We start from the raw sequence: 20,899 nt of genomic DNA, 5'->3' as shown, positions 1-20,899 counted from the left end.
AATTCAATAGTAGCTTTTTTAACAATCTCAGCATCTTTACTCTCTATTTTTTTCATTTGTAACATCCCAGTTGCTCTATCATTTATCGTTAGTAAAGCTCCTTTATGGTCTTTCCCTATTACTAAATCAATTTCCAAGTCTCCAAATCTTTGCTTTTCTTCTACCTCAATTGGACGATTTTCGATGCCAACTCTGCCAACTATTAATCCTCTTTTATCTTTTAAAGCACCTCGCTTTCGGTAGGTCTTACCTTTACTTCGCAGATGCTTGTATAAATCTCCTGTGTTTTTCTTGTCATTTAAAATAAATTTATAAATTGTTTCATGGCAAACACAATTAATACCCTCTTTTAAAGATTTCCCAACTATTTGTTCTGGCGAGTAATCAGCGCGGATTAGTTTGCTGACGTACTGTTTAATTTCATTACTAAAACATTGATTTTTAGGCTTCTCTTTGTGCCTTTTATTACATTTTCGACTTGCTAAGTCTGCTTTATAATTAGAGTTACGCTCGTCCGAATTACGTTTTATCTCTCTATATATAGATGAAATGTGCACGTTTATATCAACAGCTATTTGCGCTTTGCTGACGTTTTGTTGCATCAGAAATTCTAATTTGTATCTTTGTTCAACGGTAAAATGCTTCATACTTTGCGAATTTTAGGCGAGGAGCAAGTAAGATAAATTTTTCCATTTCAGCAAACAGGGAAAAGAATTAATTTTCTTTTCTTTGTTCTGAAAAAATATTTCATCTTTCTTTGAGATTCCTAACTTTCGCATTTATTAATTGAATTCAAGCTACATAATCAAATGCCTTGTGGTGCATGCAGTTAATAGCCACTTCAATTTTATCTTGGGATGAAAGCATAACCACAGGGATTTCTGGATTATAAGTTTTAACTTTATCTAAAGTTTCAAGACCGTTCATCGCATTTTCTACAATACCATCTAGCTGATAATCTAATATTACTACATCCGGATTGTGTGATAAGTTTGCAATGCAAAGTTCTCCTGTAGGATACGTTTCTACTATAAAATCAGCATTTTCTAAAAATTCAATTTCTAAAGATTTTAAAAATAGGACATCATCATCTACTAGAAATATTTTTACTTTCTTATTGTCGTTCATTTTATGGTATTTTTAATTATGTTTAATTCTTCTTCTAATTCACTACACGCTTGCTCACAAACTTCTTCAAGTTGTTGAACTAAAGCTTTAATTTCTTCTATGTTTTCTGGTGCTGTTGTTATCTCCTGAATTTCTTTTGCTATGTTTTCAAAAACAGGACTTATTCCCACTATTGCAAAGGACGGAATCATTTTATGTGCCGCAGCGCTTACTAAATTCCAATTTTTGTTAGCTAAACTTTCTTTGATTGTTTTTATTATAGCTGGTGTTTGGGTTAAATAGAGTTTGATCATTTCTTCCATTAAAACGGGATTTGATTTTGTTCTTTGTTTCAAATACGTCAGATTAATGCACTTTACTTTTTTTACTATAACTTCTTCTTCTTTCACACGTTCAATATTTATGGCACTAGGAATGTTTTTTTTTAAGAGTCCAATTATCTTACTGTATAGCAGGCGGTCATCCACGGGTTTTGCAAGATAGTCATTCATTCCCACTGCTTTACATTTAGCTAAATCTACTGTAGTCACATCTGCTGTTAAAGCAATAATTGGTATTTTTGATTTCAGTATATTTCGAATGTATTCTGTTGTTTCAAATCCGTTCATTTCTGGCATTTGCAAGTCCATTAAAATGACATCATATTCCTTATCTTTTAATTTTTCGATTGCTATTTTACCGTTTTCGGCAATGTCACGCTCAAATCCAAAATCATCAAGAAGTGTTTTCATTAGCAATTGATTCAATGGAATATCTTCAACAACTAAAATTTTTATGTTTTTTATTTCGGTATCCAATTCAATAAACTCATTTCCCATTTCAGCATCAGAATTTGTCTTTTGAAAACTTAATGTAAAACTAAATGTAGAACCTTTACCTACCACACTCCGGACACGAATAGTTCCTCCTTGTGTTTCTATGAGTTGTTTGACAATGGCTAAACCTAATCCTGTTCCTCCATACAACCTTGAAGTTCGGCTGGATGCTTGTTGGAAATTTTCAAATATTTTTCCGATTCTGTCTTCTGGTATTCCGATACCGGTATCCGTGACAGCAAATTCAATAATTACTGTATCAACATCTTCATGTATTAAATTGACGCTTACGGTAATTTTTCCTTTGGATGTAAACTTGACTGCGTTACTAACTAAATTTAAAATTATTTGATGCAAACGAACTGGGTCACCAATTAGAACTTGCGGAATTTTAGGATCGTATTCTTTAATTAATTTTAAATTTTTTTCTTGAATTTTAGGTTCAAACAGATGCAGCATGGCAGCTACCGAAGAATTCAATTTGAAAGGGGTTTTTTCAAATGTCATTTTACCGGAATCAACTTTTGCTAAGTCTAATATGTCGTTTATGAGTACGATTAATGCATCTCCACTCATTTTGATAGCATCTAAATATTCTTTTTGTTTCAGCGTCAGATCTGTTTTCAGTACCACTTTGGTAAAACCAATAATCGCATTCATCGGGGTACGAATTTCATGACTCATATTCGACAAAAATTGTTGTTTTGCTTTTACCGCATTTTCAGCTATAATAGTGGCCCTTTCTGCACGTCTTTTAGCTTCTTCTGCAATTTCTGTGGCAAGTTCTGCAAAAACTCTAGCTTCAATCAATTCGGTAGCAATTCTTTTTTGATCTGTAATATCTCTGGCAACAATCACGACGCCTTGTACATTTCCTACTTCGTTTTTATAAACGGAACCGTTAAACAAGACATCAGTCAATTTGCCGTCCTTATGACGCAGTGTAAGTGGTGAATCAGCAACACAGCCTTTTTCAAATACTTCCTGGTACACTTCACGCGCTTTTTGTTGTTCTGTAAAATAATCGAAAAAATCAGAACCTGTGAGTTCTTCGCGCGTTTTCCCAGTACTGTTTACTAAGGCCTCATTCATGTCCGTAATCTTACCTTTTGTATTTATGGTAACCAAAGGATCCCGACTGGCTTCAATTAAACTAAGTGTATATTGAGAATCTAATTTTGTAGTGTAGTTAAGTTCTTTAAGCTCTTTATTAACAATTTCCCTTTTTTCTTTTTCTTGGTTTTGAAAAATAAGTTCTTTATTGGCAATAATTAATTCGTTGGCTCTTTTCTCTTTTTCATCATTTTGAAACGCCAATTCTTTGTTGGCAATCACTAATTCAGCAGCTCTTTTTTCCTTTTCTAAATTTTGAAAAATAAGTTCTTCATTAGCAATGATTAATTCGTCAGCTCTTTTCTCCTTTTCGTTATTTTGAAACGCCAGTTCTTTATTAGCTATCACTAATTCAGCAGCACGTTTCTCTTTTTCATCATTCTGAAATGCTAATTCTTTGTTAGCTATCACTAGTTCTGAGGCTCTTTTTTCCTTTTCTTGGTTTTGAAAAAGAAGTTCTTTATTGGCAATAATTAATTCGTTAGCCCTTTTCTCTTTCTCCTCATTTTGAAATGCCAATTCTTGATTTGCTATAACTAACTCTGCCGCTCTCTTTTCCTTTTCATCATTTTGATACGCCAGTTCTTTATTAGCATTTTGTAAATCCAAAGCCCATTTTTGTCCGCCTGTATTTCGCGCCACGATAACAACACCTTGGACCTTGCCAAGATTGTCTTTATAAACAGAGCCATTGAAAAGTACGTCAGTTAATTTGCCGTCCTTATGCCGAAGCGTTAAAGGGTAATCTTCTATGGCATTGTTTTGAAAAACTTGTTGATATACTTTTTGTGCTTTGTGCTTGTCTGTGAAATAATCGAAGAAATTAGCACCAGTAAGTTCGTTTCGACTAACACCAGTAATATGAACTAATGCTTCATTCATATCCGTGATCTTTCCTTCTCTATTTATCGTAATTAGAGGGTCAAGACTGGCTTCAATTAAACTTTTTGAATATTGTGCTGCTAATTTTTGAGCGGTACTGTTTGTTGCTTCGGTAAAAAAACCATGGATAACTCCTTCAGAATCTTCATATATGGATGCATTGTAGACCACATCCGTTAATTTGCCGTTTTGGTGCTTTACCGTTAACGAATAGTCGTCAATAAACCCTTTTTCAAAAACGTGTTGCCATCTGTTCTTTACTTCCTGCTTCTCTGTAAAATGATCAGAGAAATTAGTTCCTATCACTACATCTCTTGCAATTCCTATGTTTTTTATTGACGCTTCATTAATATCAGTGATTTTTCCTTCGGCACTAATAGTAACAAAGGAACCTACACTGGTTTCAATTGAATCGGGGGAATTGAGCATACTGATACTTTTCATTTAGTCATTTACATTTCCAATTTCCTCAATTGGATTCCGTCTTTTATCTTTCAACTGTTTAAAATGAGAAGGGGATAGGCCAGTTACTTTTTTAAACTGACTAGATAAATGAGCTACACTGCTATAATTCATTTTCCATGCAATTTCAGTGATATTTAATTCACCATAGATAATTAACTCTTTTATACGTTCCGTTTTATGGGAAATTATAAATTGTTCTATTGTAGTTCCCTGAACCTCTGAAAACAAGTTGGATAGGTAAGTATAGTCGTGACTCAATTTTTGACTTAAATAGTCCGAAAAATTGACTTTTATGGGTTCAGTAGAGTGATGAACCATCTCGATAATTACATTCTTTATTTTCTCTATCAACATGGATTTTTTATCATCCATCAATTCAAGCCCTGAATCTAAAAGTGCCGCTTTCAATAGTTGTCTTTGATCCATAGAAATATTTTCCATAATTTCTACTTCTCCTAAATCAACAACCATGTAGTGAAGTTTAAGCTTTTTTAATTCTTCTTTTACCGCCATTTTGCAGCGGTTGCTTACCATGTATTTTATGTATAGTTTCAAATATTTTCAATTTACAGTTTGCACAAATGTAACTTTTCGGAATAAAGATACATTATAAAATTTTACAAATAGGTTATAACATAATTCGCAATCAAGAATAACTCCTTAAATTCGAACAAATAATCAAAGGAAGACCCGCTTTGATATAAAATTAGTCAGATAAACGGTTGGTCTTTACTGCCTTTTTTTATAAGGCAACTAATGTATCAGTCATTTCAATTTAGTGAACACAATTACTTGCTTTTTGCAGTATAGTCTTGGGTTCAATACTTGAAGCTGTTTTTTACTGGCGTTAAAATTAGTTCGACTTTAGCTACTGATTTAATTCTTAAGGACATCGTTTTGTTATTACTTGATTTAGAGGTGTTTTATTTAATTTCTAAATTTAGAGTCTCAAAATTTATTTTTGTTATATAATTATATAAAATACTTGTTAAATTATCACTTTGTTTTTGTGAGGCCAATTGTATTCTAAAAATGAGAATCACTATTTAACCTTTAATTAAATTTATTTTTAGTAGACAGTTTTTGACCATTACAATTAGATGCGAATAGTGACTAATTTTCCAAAGGCATAATCCAAAGAAACGGCAAGTATTAAATTAGCATTGCACTTCTTTGGATTGAAAGTTTAAAAAATTTGGTGATGGATTAAAATGAATTAATCGAAGGTCAGAAAATAAATAAATTATGCTGCAGATTATAGACTGTAGCTATACATACAATCAAAATCCGAGGTAAATAGCCACAGTTTTCCAAACAATAGCATTTACAAATACCTACTTTTAAACGGTAAAATTGGATACAAAAGAGAAAATTGCTTTTCCTATTAATTCATAGGAAACGCATTTACCCAATCCAGCGACTTTATGGAGGATACTTTATTTTCTGCGTCCATGGTAACCCGAAGCTCCTTGTTAGCAACTTTTTTTGAATACGACGCTTTATAGCGAAAAACGACAGATTGATCAAAGTTATTTTTAAAAGCTTCAATTAATTCGAGATCAATAAAAGTACCGTAATATTGACGAAAGCGAGTACATGTTTTTGTTAATCTTGCCTCGGTCGTGTTTTTAATGACCGATGGAGTAGCTTCACTAAGTGTAAATGGTTTGAATTTAGATGTATTGCAAGTCATCAATACTCTTTTTCCCAATTCATAAGCTTTACTTTTTTGGCTTCCACTAACTTCTGACAAACTCAACTTTACGGTTTTTACTACTTCAGGCTCAGGTATGGCAACCACTTTTTTTGATTTACATCCAATGAGTAAAAGGATACTTAAGACTAGAATTAATTTTTTCATGATTTATTTAATTTTTAATAAGATATTGGGATCAGGACAGTTTTCTAAATAGTGAGTCAGATTCTTTTTACTGCAAACACCAGGATAATCTCCAAAACTACTTGTGATTTCTTTTATAATTTGAAAATGCAAATGGGGTGCATAATCACCATTTACGGATGCATCGCCCAAAGTGGCTAATTGCTGCCCTTTTTCATAAAAATCTCCAATTGTAATGTCACTGATACTTTCTAAAGATAAATGACCATACAAAGTATAAAATTTTTGTTCTTCTATTTTATGTTCTAAAATTATGGTTGGACCATAATCACCTACGCCCGTATTATAATTAAAGCTATGAACAAAACCATTAACGGCTGCCAAAACGGGAGTTCCTGCTTTAATCCATAAATCTAAACCAATGTGGATGTTTCGCTCTTCCGTGTTTGTGTCATTAAAAATTTCACTTCTTTTATACAGGCTTCTAATTTCATTGTACCCTCCATAAGCTACTTTTGCATTATTTTCAGCTAAGTAATTTTCGATATAATCTTCAAAATCTAGTGCATTATCAATTTTAAGTGATTTAAAAGCTTCATTTGTGATGGATAAATCCAAGGGAATATACTGTTTATATTCAATTTTTGCATCTATTACTTTAACGTTTTCTTGGTCTCGTAAGATGGTTTCTAATGATTTCATTTACTGTTAATTTTATAAAACACTAAATTTAATTAAAAAATGCCAACATAAAAATTTTACGCTGGCATTATAACTTTTAATTTACATTAGCACATTTACATTTCCCAAAAAAAATAGATGAGTTTGAGTTTAGCTTAATTCATTGTTTAGCAGTTTTACCTTAGACTGCTATTATTTTACCGCTAATAAATCAACAAATTCAATAACGGGATCTTTAGACAATAATTCGCCGGCATTCGCCATTAGAGCTGCTGCAATTTTTCCGGCAAGGTGCGCTTTTCGACCTTCCTCAGTTTCAAAAGTATCAAAAATTCCAAACGTGGAGGCGCCTATTTGCCATCCATACCAGTTTACGGTATCTGGTTCATCTAATGCCAACGGTAATGCGCTTTTTAAAAATGCGGCAACTTCTTCTTCTTTTCCAGGCTTAGCTTCTAATCGTGCTAATAAAGCATATTTTTCCATAATCGTAATTTTTAGAAATTAAAAGTAGTGATTTTAGTTTTTAGATTTATATAGTTTAACTTTTGTTCACCGCCGTAATGTAGTAGAACGTTGTTTTTAAATTATATTGAAAAAAAAATCCTAACCGTTACCGATTAGGATTAGTATAGATAATACTTAAGTTTTAATACAAACTTGGATATTTAGAAGGATTCACTTCATTCATCATATGATACACTTTTTCAAAAATATCTTCTGAAGAGGGTTTAGAGAAATAATCTCCATCTGTGCCATAAGCTGGGCGGTGTGCTTTAGCTGTGAGCGTTTGAGGTTTACTGTCTAAATAGTTGTACCCATCTTGATGTTCAATAATTTGTTGCAAAATGTAAGCTGATGCTCCACCAGGAACATCTTCATCGATTACCAGCAAGCGATTTGTTTTGGCAATACTTTTTACTACGTCTTGCTTTGTATCAAAAGGAAGTAAAGACTGTAAATCAATAATTTCGCAATCAATACCTACCTCAAGCAATTCTTTTGCCGCTTGTTGTATTAATCGCAAAGTAGATCCGTATGAAACCAGTGTGATATCTGATCCTTCTTTCAAAGTTTCCACCACACCAATCGGGGTTTTGAATTCGCCATAATTTAAAGGCATTTTTTCTTTCAATCGATAGCCATTCAAGCATTCAATAACCAGCGCGGGTTCGTCGCATTCTAACAAACTGTTATAAAAACCAGCTGCTTGTGTCATGTTTCTGGGAACCAAAACGTGGATTCCTCTGATAGCATTTATAATCATACCCATAGGAGATCCTGAGTGCCAAATACCTTCTAAACGATGACCGCGAGTACGTATAATTAAGGGTGCTTTTTGTTTCCCGACCGTTCTGTATCGTAAGGTAGCCAAATCATCACTCATGATTTGGATTGCATATAATAAATAATCTAAATATTGAATTTCGGCTATAGGACGTAAGCCCCTAAGTGCCATTCCTATTCCTTGACCCAAGATGGTAGCTTCTCGAATTCCAACATCAGCAACACGCAATTCACCATATTTTTCCTGCATTCCTTCCAGCCCTTGATTTACATCACCAATAGTTCCTGCATCTTCCCCAAAGATTAAAGCCTCTGGATATTTGGTAAATATAGCGTCAAAATTATCGCGTAAAATCATGCGTCCATCGGTATCTTCCTTAGCATCTTCAGCGTAAACTGGCAGGACTTTGTCGACAGAAAATACATTTAAATCTGTTTCTGAGAATAAGTTACTGCTAAAATTCTTTTGTGTTTTTGCGGTATAGGCTATAATCCATTCTGAAAGTACTTCTTTGCCATTTTCATTAAGTACTAAACGCAATACTTTACGTGCGGTTACTAGAATTTCCTTTTTTATAGGAGATTTAATGCTACTTAGATCAGAAGAGAATTTCAAGATGGCATCTTTGTTTTTGCTGGTTTCTGCAATTGTCTGTAATAGTGAAACCAACTCTTTTTGCTCTTCAGCAATAGGTTCTATAAATGCATTCCAAGCGGCTTTTTTACCTTCTAAAACCTCTTTTTTTGCTTGTGCATCAATTGCTTCAATTTCTTCTGGAGAAGCTATATTTATAGCAATCATCCATAATTTCATTTGACGAACACAATCAAAGTCTCTTTCCCAAGCCAAGCGATCAGCATCTTTGTAACGTTCATGAGAACCAGAACTAGAATGTCCCTGTGGTTGCGTCAATTCATTAACATGGATCAAAACAGGAACGTGATTTTTTCGAGCTATATCGGCAGCTTTCTCATACGTGGCAATTAAGTCAGCATAATCCCAACCTTTGACTCTCAGGATTTCATATCCATTAGTGTCGTGTTCCTTTTGGTATCCTTTTAAAATTTCGGATATGTTTTCTTTTGTCGTTTGGTGTTTTGCATGTACAGAAATTCCGTATTCATCATCCCAAACACTCATAACCATAGGAACTTGTAAAACCCCTGCGGCATTAATAGTTTCAAAGAACAACCCTTCGGACGTACTTGCATTTCCAATGGTTCCCCACGCTATCTCATTTCCTTCGTTAGAAAAATTAGCAGCATTTGGAATTCCAGCTACCTGTCTGTATATTTTTGATGCTTGAGCCAGTCCTAATAACCTGGGCATTTGCCCAGCTGTAGGAGAAATATCAGCACTTGAATTTTTTTGTTTTGTTAAGTCTTTCCAAGAACCATCTTCATTTAAACTATGGGTAGCAAAGTGGCCTCCCATTTGTCTTCCTGCTGACATAGGCTCTTGTTCAATATCAGTATGTCCATACAAACCTGCAAAAAATTGTTGTATCGTTAATTCGCCAATCGCCATCATAAAAGTTTGATCGCGATAGTAGCCAGAGCGGAAATCTCCATTTTGAAATGCTTTAGCCATGGCTAATTGTGGCACTTCTTTTCCATCTCCAAAGATACCAAACTTAGCTTTTCCAGTCAATACTTCCTTGCGTCCTAAAAGGCTGCATTCTCTGCTTATTATGGCTGTGGTGTAGTCCTTTAAAACTTCGATTTTGAAATCTTCAAATGTCAATGCAGTATTGGTTTTTTCTTTTATCATAATTGAAAAGTATAACTTTATGAAGCAAATTTACTTAAAAACAACCTATTTTCATAGCACATTGAAAAAAATAGAATTTAATTATTGCAATTTATTCTAGTAAAAAGAACTTTATTTTTTTATTATGTGTAATTTAAAGAGCCTTTTATTACTAATAGTTTAATAAATAATCATAATTATATTCGATTAGAACCATTTTCGATTAAAAAGATTGATTAATGTTTTAGGAGAAAATGTAACAATAAAACGTATTTTTTCGTTATAATTATCTTGTGCTATTTCCCATCCATTATTAGAATAGATTGGAAAATACAATTCAAAGTAGTCTGTAACTAAATTGAGACGGATGCCGCTATCGTAAACAAACCTTCCTTTTGTGTCTGCATTTTTGATTAAACCAATGTCGCCATAGGCTTCTATCCAATTCCAAATACTGTAACTTGCATTTAAGCTCGTAATCCAGCGATTGGCAAAAGGGGTGGCAATTTTAGATTTAAATCCGCCTTCTGCTACTATATATTGTTGACTAAAAAGGCCTGTGCTTTCGGATCTTCCAAAATAGTTGTAATCAAAAAGATAATCTGTTGGTCTATCCAATGCGAAGCTAAAGAAATCCGATTGGGTTTTGTTGTACAAAAAGGTTCCTGCATAAAAACGCAAATTAATTTGACGGTTGTTCTCAAATAGTTTTCGATATTCTATTTCACCGGTTATTTTTCCGAATTTTCCCGAAATTTGTAAATCCGTCATAATATTGAAATGATTCGTAACTTCTGTTTTTGTATTGATATACCTTGCATCAAAAACGGAATAATTTTCAGGAGAATTATCAATCACTAAAGCACTTTTTTCCTTGTTTACAATTACTTGTCGGAAAGAAAATAATTGTTTTCTATTGTCTCTAAAATTGGGTTCTCGAATGCGCAATTGCAACGACGGATTCAATCTTAAATAGGCAGCATCTTCTGCATAATGAAAATAGGAACCACTTATAGAATACCTGGCATTATAAAGAGTACTGTTCCTGAAATTTTGATTGACTACAAATACGGCTGAACCTGATAAATTTTTAGATTTTGTTGAGTAGGAAGGATTTACATCAAAGATAAATGGTTTTTCCAAGATAGTCTTGTTGTGCAACCTAATTCCAGGAGTTACTCCATCATACAGATTATAATAAATCGAAGGAACATAGAGGACTTGATTGTAATAAGGATCCTCTAAATCTTTCATAAAAACAAATTTTAAAGGCCGATTATTAGGAAAAAAACCTTCAATTTTTTTCCAATTGTTTCTTAAATTATATTCGGGAACTTCATTTTTTAAATTTAAAATAATTTTATCAATGCTGTTTCGGGCAATAGTGAAGGTGCTATCACATTCTTCAATATCCAGCCATTGCTTGAACACGATTTCTCCTTTTTTTGTTCCATAAATAGGAATTGGGATTGGTGCTCCTGTTCGATTTTTAACTGAAAATGTAATGCTGTCTTTTGTTTTTACAACGGTTGAGAATTTAAAATCGATAATGTCTCTTGAATCAATGATGGTATTAAAAAACCAACTAATATCTTTAGTAGTATTTGATTTTAATACATGTTCAAAATCACATCGCGCTACTTGTTGGGCCTTATTTAAAACGTAAAATTGTTTAATGCTATTGGGTACAGTGTTATTTTGAAAATAATCATCCAAAAATCGAATACTTAATCCAGCGCGGTATTTACTTGCAATTTGCTCGTTAAACTTAATTAAAGTGTTTTTTGGTGAGCTTACAGGTTGGTCTAAATTTTTACGTGCCATTAACATGTAGAAATAGCTGTATTGTCCGTTGAAATCTATATTAGTGAGATTAAAACTTTTTAATAATCGAATGTTGGATGCACTTCCCATCATTTTTGTATTGGGATGATGTTCATCCATGTATTTCATCATGGTATAAACTTGAATTCCGTCATAAATCCAATTGTCTTTTCTAGGATCTAAATGCAAACTAGTTTTTAAATATTCATTTAGATAAGTTTTCAAAAATTTGATTTCGAAAATAAATTCATCTGGAAACGGACTTAAAAACGAGGGTAATTGATTTAGTCCGTAAAATGGATTTCTATCATAATTTGTCTGGGTCACCAGAATTTTATCATTAGGGTATTTCCCTATCAAATTATTTACATAAGTAACGATTAGGTCAATTACAATTGCTTTTTGAATGCCATCTAATTTATTATTTTTTAAATCAGTAAGAACCTCAACGGAAGCGTTTTTATAACTCTCAAAACTAGATTTAGGCTCTAAAATCATACTAAAATCCGTTCTGTTTCGTCCTGAAAATGTGTAGTTTTTAAGATCTTTATCGACAATAGCCTTTGAAACGTTTAAATCCGATGTTACTTCTAAAGCTGCAGGCGTTGTTAGCTCGATTTCAAAGTCAGAAAGAGCATTGGCAATATCATCTAAATTGTTGTTACTGTTGGTTACAAAAGCATGATTTTCATAACGTGCAGGAGTTAAGTACCAGTTTTTCAGGTGTAAAATTCCATTGTTATTGTAGCCATATTTTGTAAATTTATCACTAGGAATCTTAGAGAGATAGGAGAGATGGAACGTGATTTTTTGATGGGGAAGTAATGGCTCTTGTAATTGTAGAACCACATAATCAGGGTTTTCCTCTGTTTTATTCCAAGATAAAAATTGTTGATTGGTAGTAGTAATAATTAGATTGCTGGTGCTACCTCGTTCTTCCTCTTTTGCTAAGTGAAAACCTCTATAAAATTCATCCGAAAATCGCTTGGCTAATGGTGTATTTTTATTAGAATAGGCGTTATTCCAATCATTTAAAACAATTGATTTTAAAGTATCGTTTGACTCATTGAAGAAGGTGATTTCTTGCTTTATGAGCAAGGTTTTATTTTCCGTATTGAGCGCAACAGTCATCTTAGAATGGTGTTGCGCTTGCTGTTTTATGGAAGTCAATAAAACAAGAATAAAAAGGAAAATTTTATAAATTGATTTCAAGTATCTGTTTTAAAATGTAAAGAAATGAAAGTAGTTGTCTGTTTATCCAACGATTTATTTACCGCAAATTAGCAAATTTTTCAATATAAATTTCAAACAATTATAATGATAATTGGCTAATTTGGGGTAAATTTTTTCTAAATCCTACAATTTAAAGTCATGTCTAATAAATTTCTGTTTTTCTAGTCCAAAAATAGTAGATATTACATCAGAATAATAACAAATTAGCACATAAAATCAACCTTTTACGTAGGGAATTATATGTAGTAAAATCGCATAAAAAAGCCTTTGAAAATTGGATTAAACTGCTTGTCTTTAAAAATTTGGAGACAAATCGTATTTTTTATAGAATTTGTTCAGCACATCAACCACTTCATCCTCGGTATCAACAATTTTAAAAAGTTCCAAATCTTCAATATGAACGGTTTTTTCTTTCTCAACTAAGACTGTTTTTATCCAATCAATCAATCCTGACCAAAAACTGCTACCTACTAATATTATGGGGAATTTTGCTATTTTTTTTGTTTGAATTAAAGTCATTGCTTCAAACAATTCGTCCATAGTACCAAAACCTCCTGGCATTACGACAAAACCTTGAGAATATTTGACAAACATCACCTTTCTAACAAAGAAATAATCAAAGTTTAAGTTTTTGTCATTGTCAATGTAGGGGTTAAAATGTTGTTCAAACGGGAGCTCAATATTAAGTCCCACTGATGTTCCACCACCAAGATGTGCGCCTTTATTACCTGCTTCCATGATGCCTGGTCCACCGCCAGTAATGACACCGTAACCTGCTTTGCTTATTTTATAGGCAATTTTCTCTGCCAGTAAATAATATGGATCCTCCGGTTTTGTTCTAGCCGATCCAAAAATGCTCACACATGGGCCTATTCGCCCCATACTTTCATAACCGTTCACGAACTCGGCCATGATTTTAAAAATGGCCCAACTATCATTGGTTCTAATCTCATTCCAAGTCTTTTTTTTCAATCGGTCTTGGATTACTTTATCCTCGTCATTGTCAAAATCTTCTAATCTCATCTTCTAAAATATAATTTAATATCTAATTGTTTTTTTTGGAGCCATCCTGCCTTTAACCAAATTCTGGTTTTTCATTTCAATCTTATTATTTACTAGTTCCGCAAGCGTATAAGGAATAATAAAAAGGAATTCCACTTCTATTTGGTAGAGCACTCCAATCGACTAAAGTAATTCTTTTTTCAAGAATGGCACAGTATCGCTTTTTTTATTTTTTATATTTTTTTGCGGATTTCTTGTTTTCAATACAAGAGCGTCTTCCTATATTTTTTTTATAAATAGATAGAATCAGAGAATATTTTGTTTTTTTCAACATAAGAACTATCAATTTTTTATTTAACTATAGGCAGTGGTTTAGAAGTTATTGCTTATATGTTGCTAGCGCTTGTTTATTTATGAACTTAATCTATAACTAGTTTAGTAAAGAAAAGATTGTCTCATACAAATCTACTTGTTTGTAATTCTATTCAATTTTGACACGATTGCAGTTCTGAGATAAAATTTTAGATTTTATTTAATCTAAAGTAAATTTGGAACATCAAGGCTATAAACGACAAAACCACTGCCGGTACAAAAAGCAGTGGTTTTGAAACAAACAGGAATCAATAATAATTAGTCAAGCAATCTCATTACTGCCAGCCACCACCAAGGGCTCTGTACAATTGAATTATCGCTTTATATTGTTGGAATTTATTGTCTATTAAACTTAGTTCGGCATTCAAGGCATTGTCTTTTACGGTCAAAACTTCTAAATAATTGGCTAAACCGTACGTCAATAATTCATCTGAATAATCGGTGGCTTTATTTAACGCGTCCACTTGCTTTTCTCTTACGGTAAGTTTATAGGTCTCATTATTGTATTGAGCCAAAGCATCTGAAACTTCTTTTCCAGCGGTTAAAAGTGACTGCTCAAACTGTAGATAAGCTTTTTCTTGATTGGCTTTTGCAATTTCGAATCTCGTTTTAATTTGGCGCTGATTGAAAATAGGCTGTGTTAAACCAGTAATTATGTTGGCAAAGATGGAATTAGCACTAAACCATTCTTTCAGATCAATACTTTGAAGTCCCCCTGATGCTGTAAGTTTTAATGTTGGATAAAAATTACTTTTGGCTACATTAGTTTGTTCAAAATTAGAAATTAAGTTGTATTCTGCTGCAATCACATCTGGCCTGTTTCTAAGCAAAGTTGCAGGTACACCAAGCGTAATATTGGGTTGCATCAATTGATTTTCAAAAGTGCTTCTTTCAATTTTTGCAGAACCTTCGCCCATAAGAATGCTTAAGGTATTTTCAAGAATGATAATGCTGTTCTTTAAATCGGCAATAATGATTTCAGTGGCATATTTCTGAGCTTCGGTTTGCTTAACGCCAACTTCGGTTACATTTCCCGCTTTTTTTAATGCAATAATAGTTTCGACACTTTGGTTTCTGTTTACCAAGGTTTTCTCTGCTAATTTTATCTGTGCATCAACCGAAAGCAATTGATAATAGGTCACAGCAATAGTAGCTATCAATTGGGTTTTTACTGCTTGGTTTGCAGCTGTAGTTTGAAGGTAAGCAGCATTTGCAGCACGCTTATTACTTCTTATTTTCCCCCAAATATCGGCTTCCCAAGAGAGGCTTCCAGTCAATTGATATTGATTGGTACTTCTGTCTTGTAATAAGGCGCCAAACTGACTGTTTCTAGAAAGTTCCTGATGCGTCCAATCGGCACCTGCAGAAAGAGTAGGGAAGTACCCCGCTTTTCCTTGTTTCATGGTCGCCTCTGCCGCCACAATATTTTGCATGGCAATTTTAATATCCAAATTATTTTCTAACCCCTTCTTGATATATCCCTGTAAAAGCGGATCCGTAAAAACGTTTTTCCAAGCAACATTGGCAAGAGAAACGGTATCGGTTGAAACGATTTCGTTTCGGTATAAATTTTCCGTTTTTAATTCCGGTCGTTTGTATTCTTTGGCCACAAAGCACGATTGCATTACCGTTGCGGTTATGACAAGTACAGCTATTTTGGTTAACTTATTTTTCATTTTCTTTGTTTAAAAGTGTGACATTTGAATCCTGATTTTCTATAGGAAGTGGCTTTGTAGAAATTTTTTCCTGTAAGGTTTGGAAAACAATAAATAATATAGGTATCACAAAAACTCCAAAAATAGTTCCTATTAACATTCCCCCAATTGCTCCAGTTCCAATAGCGTTGTTCCCAACAGCTCCGGCTCCTTTAGCTAACATTAAAGGCAATAATCCAAAAATAAATGCAAATGATGTCATCAAAATAGGACGCAAACGCGCAACTGCGCCGTTAATAGCAGCTTGTGTAATACTCATTCCTTTTTTTCTAGAATCTACAGAAAACTCGATGATCAAAATGGCGTTCTTAGCCAGCAATCCAATAAGCATAATTAGTGTTATTTGTAAGTAAATATTATCACTTACATCAAATAAATAAGCAAATAAGTACGCTCCCGCTAAACCAATTGGTAATGAAATTAATACGGCAAAAGGCAACATATAACTCTCGTATTGAGCAGCTAACAAGAAATAGACAAATACCAAACACAAAAGGAAAATATACAATGTTTGACCACCGGCACTAATTTCCTCACGAGTCATTCCTGAAAACTCATAGCCATAACCAACAGGTAAACTTTGACTTGCCACTTCTTCAACTGCTTTAATAGCATCGCCAGAACTGAAACCTTCGTTAGGAGCACCAGTAATTTTTACAGAAGTAAACAAATTGAATCGCTCTATTGCTTGAGGACCAAATACTTTTACCAATGTCACAAATTGTGAAATAGGAGCCATTTGACCGTTATTATTTCTGACCAGCACTTTATTTAATGATTCGGGATTACTTCTAAATTCTGGTTCAGACTGGTAAACCACACGAAACTGTTTACCAAATTTGTTGAAATTAGAAGCATAAACACCACCGTAATATCCTTGCATCGTTCCTAAAACATCAGTAACTGTTAAACCTGATTTTTTTATGGAAGCCACATTCAAATCAATTCGGTATTGCGGATAATTTGGAGAAAAAGAAGTAGTCGCATATTTGATTTCAGGACGGCTGTTTAAAGCTGCCAAAAATTTATTGTTTACTTCACTTAGTTCCGAAATTGTTCCTCCTTTTTGGTCTTGTAATTGAAATTCAAAGCCATTGGTAAAACCAAAACCAACAAGTGTAGGACGAGCAAAATAAAGTACTTTTGCATCTTTTACTGAAGCAGTTCGTTTAAATAATTCCTGTACAACTGCATTTATTTCTTGATTCGTTTCTTTACGTTCCGCCCAAGTTTTCAATTTTACGATTACCATTCCGTAGTTACTTCCGGTACCACTTAGTAAACTTCGACCTGATATACGAAGCACTTCTTTTATTTCAGGAATGTCTTTTACCTTATTTTCGATTTGTAATAAAACCTCTTCCGTTCTTTCCAATGAAGTACCTGGAGGAAGAGAAACATCGGACAGTATCGCTCCCGTATCTTCACCTGGTACAAAAGCTTTTGGAGTAATATTTAATAACAAGATAAATATCCCTGCAAAGACTGCAATTCCTAGAAAGGCCAACCATTTTCGTTTTATAAAAAACTCAACAGATCTTTTATATTTAGCAGTTGTGGTTTCAAATCCAACATTAAATGCAGTAAAAAAGCGCGCTGCAAAACCTTTTTTCTTAGCACTTTTATCGTGTTCTTTTAAGAAAATGGCACATAAAGCCGGGGAAAGTGTCAAGGCATTAATAGCTGATAATACTATCGCAACAGCTAAAGTTATTCCAAACTGCTTGTAAAAAACGCCCGCTGATCCACTGATAAATGAAACTGGAATAAATACCGCTGACATAACAAGCGTAATGGAAACAATCGCACTACTGATATCTTGCATGGCACTGTGAGCCGCTTTTTTGGGATCATGTTCTCCAGCTTCCATTTTGGCATGGACGGCCTCAACGACGACAATGGCATCATCGACCACAATTCCCACTGCGAGGACTAAAGCAAAAAGCGTTAGTAAATTTATGGTAAAGCCAAATAAACTTAGGAAAAAGAACGTTCCCACAATTGCAACAGGAACTGAAATAGCCGGAATCAAAGTTGATCTCCAGTCTTGTAAGAAGATGAAAACTACAATAAATACTAATATGAAGGCTTCTATTAAGGTATGAATCACTTTTGTAATAGATTCATCTAGGAAGTCGTTTGCATTAATTAATGTGGCATATTTTACCCCTTTTGGGAAATTTACTTCCGCATCATCTAGTACTTTTAACGAACCCTCAATTACTTCTTGTGCATTAGATCCTGCTGTTTGAGCAATTGCAATGGCAATAGATTTGTTTCCATTGGTGTAGGCATTACTAGCATAATTGACAGCTCCCAACTCAATTTTGGCAACATCGCCTAACTTAAGGATTTCTCCGTTTTCGGTTGAACGAATAATAATTTCTTCGAACTCTTTTACATTTTGTAAACGCCCTTTGTATTTTAAAGCATATTGAAAAGATTGGTCCCCACTTTCACCTAACTGACCAGGAGCAGCTTCAATATTTTGCTCCGCCAATAAAGCGGTAATGTCTGAAGGTACAAGTCCATAAGCTCCCATTACATCTGGCTTAAGCCAAATACGCATGGAGTAGTCTTTTTGTCCAAAAATCATTGCTTCACCAACTCCGGCTACACGTTTTATTTTTGGTAAAATATTGATGTTAGCATAATTCTGAAGAAAAGTATCATCGTAATCGGGATTGTCACTGTACAATGATAAAATCAAAATATTATCACTTTGTCTCTTTGAAGTCGTGACACCGGCTCTTGTAACTTCTTGCGGTAACAAAGGTGTAGCGCGAGAAACCCGATTTTGCACATTTACTGCTGCCAAATCTGGATTTGTACCTAATTTAAAGTAAATATTTATGGCTGCCGAACCATCATTATTTGATGTAGAAGTCATATAAGTCATGTCTTCAACACCGTTTATTTGTTCTTCTAATGGAATTACCACCGAGCTCATTACCACTTCGGCACTGGCACCTTGATAATTTGCTGATACAGTTACCGTAGGCGGTGCTATTTCTGGATATTGTGAAACTGGAAGTGAGATTAACCCTAAAACTCCCAAAATTACGATGATAATAGAAATCACCGTTGACAATACCGGTCTGTCAATGAATTTTGAAAACATATTTTATTATTTATTCAATAGTTAGTGTGTGAATTATTTTGTTGTAGGGTTGATTATAGTTTTAAAATCAACAACTTCAGGGGTAATGAGGGTTCCTTCAGTTACAATCCCAACTCCTTCAACAAGTATTTTATCGTTTATATTTATTCCGCTATCCACTACAAAAAATTTGCCTCCAGGTACTGGTCGAACTACAATTGGAACTGCTTGCACTTTGTTATTTTTATCCACAACAAGTGCAATTCGCTTGTCTTGCAATTCTAATGTGGCGTTTTGAGGGATAATAATAACATCTTCTAAATCAGTAGGAATCTGTATTGTTCCACTTTCTCCTGAACGCAACAATTTGTTTCCGTTTGCAAAACGTGCTCTTACATTAAATGATCCCGTTTGTACATTGGCTTGACCGCTAAAAGTTTCAATTTTACCTTTTTGTTCGTAAGGCATACCATTGCTCAAAACTAAATTCACCGCCTCCATTTTGTTTATTTTTTCTTGAAAAGACTTTCCTTCCGCATTCATCATGATATCCAATTGTTCTTTTTCATTTACTGAAAAATAAGCATAGATGGTACTCACATCAGAAATTCGCGTTAAGGGTTCAACAGTCTGGCTGCTTACATAACTTCCAAGGCGTAATGGCAATGTCCCTACAATTCCGTTAACAGGACTTTTTATAGTAGCATAATTAATTCTGGCAATGATACTTTGAAAAGTACTTTTGGTGCTAGCTAAGTTTGCTTTTGCAGTTTCTAATTGCACATCACTAATAATGTTGCGCTCTACCAAAGGGATTAGACGATTTACCTCCACTTGAGCCGCAGCAACTTTTGCTTTTGCCGCAGCAGCCTCTTGGGTTGCTGTTTGCGTCTCTAACTTAAAAAGTAATTGCCCTTTTTTTACTTCTTGGCCTTCTTTTACATATATTTTTTCAATATATCCATCTACTTTTGCACGAATATCGATGTCTGTAACTCCTTCTAAACTGGCAGGATATTCCGCTAATAAAGTAGTATTTGAAGTTCCTATTTCGACTACTTTGTAGGACATAACTGAAGGAGCCGTTGGAGCGGTTTCTTTTTTGCAGGAGAGCAAACTTATTGATAACACGATTGCACTTATAAAATATTTCTTTTTCATTCGGACTATTTACTAAAATTGATTAATTATTTTTGCTATTATTGATTTCTATTTCTTTGAATTTATCTATCGTTTTGATCAAAAGCTCCTCTACTTCACAAACATGGGCTTTGTAGGCTTTTACATTTTCCATATTGGATTGTTCTTCTTTACAAGAAATAGTTTGCTCACGGTAGGTGATTAATTTGTCTATTATTTTTTTTTCAAAATCAAGGATTTTGATATAATTAGAAAGTCTTTCACTGAATGGAGATGGTTTAAAATATTTTTTACGATCACCGCATACAGTGTAGTAATTTATTTTATCCATTTTTAGAAGTAGATTCAAGTTCGTAGAAATTGAGCTTTTACTGGCACCCATTTTTTCGACAATCTCTTCAAATGTTAATCCGGTCTTACAACCATCTACTATTAATAAACCAAGAATTCTGGAACCTAATGGCGGTAAATTGTATAATAACTCAAAATGAATTCCGAACATTTCGATGAGTTCTTCTCTTTCTTTTTGGATTGTTGCCATGATTTTTTTTG

Annotated in this window: 14 protein-coding genes; all 14 read right to left on the bottom strand. The window is 33.7% G+C overall.

Features of this window, described 5'->3' with window-relative positions:
* A partial coding sequence (locus BUC11_RS01840; protein ID WP_073351311.1) for an IS30 family transposase occupies window positions 1-647 on the bottom strand: 647 nt, incomplete at its 3' end.
* Window positions 648-792: 145 nt separating this feature from the next.
* A complete protein-coding gene (locus tag BUC11_RS01835) occupies window positions 793-1,128 on the bottom strand; it encodes a response regulator (RefSeq protein WP_084129474.1) in 336 nt (111 codons plus the stop codon).
* Window positions 1,125-4,367 carry a PAS domain-containing hybrid sensor histidine kinase/response regulator gene (locus BUC11_RS01830; protein WP_245793695.1) on the bottom strand — a complete coding sequence of 1,081 codons (3,243 nt, stop codon included), beginning with the start codon at window positions 4,365-4,367 and terminating at the stop codon, window positions 1,125-1,127. The genes BUC11_RS01835 and BUC11_RS01830 overlap by 4 nt, the downstream gene beginning before the upstream one ends.
* A 15-nt stretch (window positions 4,368-4,382) precedes the next feature.
* Complete coding sequence (locus BUC11_RS01815) at window positions 4,383-4,937, bottom strand: helix-turn-helix domain-containing protein (RefSeq protein WP_084129470.1); 555 nt, start codon at window positions 4,935-4,937, stop codon at window positions 4,383-4,385.
* An 850-nt stretch (window positions 4,938-5,787) separates the two neighbouring features.
* Window positions 5,788-6,264 (bottom strand): hypothetical protein, encoded by a 477-nt coding sequence (locus tag BUC11_RS01810; RefSeq protein ID WP_066077449.1) that lies wholly within the window; start codon window positions 6,262-6,264, stop codon window positions 5,788-5,790.
* 3 nt (window positions 6,265-6,267) lie between these two features.
* On the bottom strand, window positions 6,268-6,945 hold the full coding sequence (locus BUC11_RS01805) for a peptidoglycan DD-metalloendopeptidase family protein (RefSeq protein ID WP_073351307.1): 678 nt from the start codon (window positions 6,943-6,945) through the stop codon (window positions 6,268-6,270).
* Window positions 6,946-7,116: 171 nt separating this feature from the next.
* Entirely contained in the window at window positions 7,117-7,410 is a 294-nt protein-coding gene (locus tag BUC11_RS01800) for a putative quinol monooxygenase (protein WP_073351304.1), read from the bottom strand.
* A gap of 163 nt (window positions 7,411-7,573) precedes the next feature.
* Window positions 7,574-9,982, bottom strand: a complete 2,409-nt coding sequence (locus tag BUC11_RS01795) for an alpha-ketoacid dehydrogenase subunit alpha/beta (RefSeq protein WP_073351302.1) — start codon at window positions 9,980-9,982, stop codon at window positions 7,574-7,576.
* Window positions 9,983-10,168: 186 nt separating this feature from the next.
* Entirely contained in the window at window positions 10,169-12,916 is a 2,748-nt protein-coding gene (locus BUC11_RS01790) for a gluzincin family metallopeptidase (RefSeq protein WP_073351344.1), read from the bottom strand.
* A gap of 396 nt (window positions 12,917-13,312) precedes the next feature.
* The gene (locus BUC11_RS01785; protein ID WP_073351300.1) at window positions 13,313-14,041 is read right to left on the bottom strand and encodes an LOG family protein; all 729 of its coding nucleotides are present in this window, start codon (window positions 14,039-14,041) and stop codon (window positions 13,313-13,315) included.
* 626 nt (window positions 14,042-14,667) lie between these two features.
* The gene (locus BUC11_RS01780; RefSeq protein ID WP_073351298.1) at window positions 14,668-16,068 is read right to left on the bottom strand and encodes an efflux transporter outer membrane subunit; all 1,401 of its coding nucleotides are present in this window, start codon (window positions 16,066-16,068) and stop codon (window positions 14,668-14,670) included.
* A complete protein-coding gene (locus tag BUC11_RS01775) occupies window positions 16,058-19,228 on the bottom strand; it encodes an efflux RND transporter permease subunit (protein ID WP_073351295.1) in 3,171 nt (1,056 codons plus the stop codon). The genes BUC11_RS01780 and BUC11_RS01775 overlap by 11 nt, the downstream gene beginning before the upstream one ends.
* Window positions 19,229-19,261: 33 nt before the next feature.
* Entirely contained in the window at window positions 19,262-20,368 is a 1,107-nt protein-coding gene (locus BUC11_RS01770; protein ID WP_073351293.1) for an efflux RND transporter periplasmic adaptor subunit, read from the bottom strand.
* Between the two features lie 22 nt (window positions 20,369-20,390).
* Window positions 20,391-20,888 (bottom strand): GbsR/MarR family transcriptional regulator, encoded by a 498-nt coding sequence (locus BUC11_RS01765; protein WP_073351291.1) that lies wholly within the window; start codon window positions 20,886-20,888, stop codon window positions 20,391-20,393.
* Window positions 20,889-20,899: the final 11 nt, after the last annotated feature.

It is taken from the genome of Flavobacterium xanthum (assembly GCF_900142695.1).
In the GTDB taxonomy this organism is placed as follows: Bacteria; Bacteroidota; Bacteroidia; order Flavobacteriales; family Flavobacteriaceae; genus Flavobacterium; species Flavobacterium xanthum.
Note: the sequence above shows the minus strand (reverse complement) of the source record. Positions and strands in the feature narration are given on the sequence as shown.

Excerpts from the sequence above, each read along its gene's own strand:
- BUC11_RS01835 (WP_084129474.1), bottom strand. The coding sequence starts at position 1,128 with ATGAACGACAATAAGAAAGTAAAAATATTTCTAGTAGATGATGATGTC.
- BUC11_RS01830 (WP_245793695.1), bottom strand. The coding sequence starts at position 4,367 with ATGCTCAATTCCCCCGATTCAATTGAAACCAGTGTAGGTTCCTTTGTT.
- BUC11_RS01815 (WP_084129470.1), bottom strand. The coding sequence starts at position 4,937 with ATGGTAAGCAACCGCTGCAAAATGGCGGTAAAAGAAGAATTAAAAAAG.
- BUC11_RS01810 (WP_066077449.1), bottom strand. The coding sequence starts at position 6,264 with ATGAAAAAATTAATTCTAGTCTTAAGTATCCTTTTACTCATTGGATGT.
- BUC11_RS01805 (WP_073351307.1), bottom strand. The coding sequence starts at position 6,945 with ATGAAATCATTAGAAACCATCTTACGAGACCAAGAAAACGTTAAAGTA.
- BUC11_RS01800 (WP_073351304.1), bottom strand. The coding sequence starts at position 7,410 with ATGGAAAAATATGCTTTATTAGCACGATTAGAAGCTAAGCCTGGAAAA.
- BUC11_RS01795 (WP_073351302.1), bottom strand. The coding sequence starts at position 9,982 with ATGATAAAAGAAAAAACCAATACTGCATTGACATTTGAAGATTTCAAA.
- BUC11_RS01790 (WP_073351344.1), bottom strand. The coding sequence starts at position 12,916 with ATGACTGTTGCGCTCAATACGGAAAATAAAACCTTGCTCATAAAGCAA.
- BUC11_RS01785 (WP_073351300.1), bottom strand. The coding sequence starts at position 14,041 with ATGAGATTAGAAGATTTTGACAATGACGAGGATAAAGTAATCCAAGAC.
- BUC11_RS01780 (WP_073351298.1), bottom strand. The coding sequence starts at position 16,068 with ATGAAAAATAAGTTAACCAAAATAGCTGTACTTGTCATAACCGCAACG.
- BUC11_RS01775 (WP_073351295.1), bottom strand. The coding sequence starts at position 19,228 with ATGTTTTCAAAATTCATTGACAGACCGGTATTGTCAACGGTGATTTCT.
- BUC11_RS01770 (WP_073351293.1), bottom strand. The coding sequence starts at position 20,368 with ATGAAAAAGAAATATTTTATAAGTGCAATCGTGTTATCAATAAGTTTG.
- BUC11_RS01765 (WP_073351291.1), bottom strand. The coding sequence starts at position 20,888 with ATGGCAACAATCCAAAAAGAAAGAGAAGAACTCATCGAAATGTTCGGA.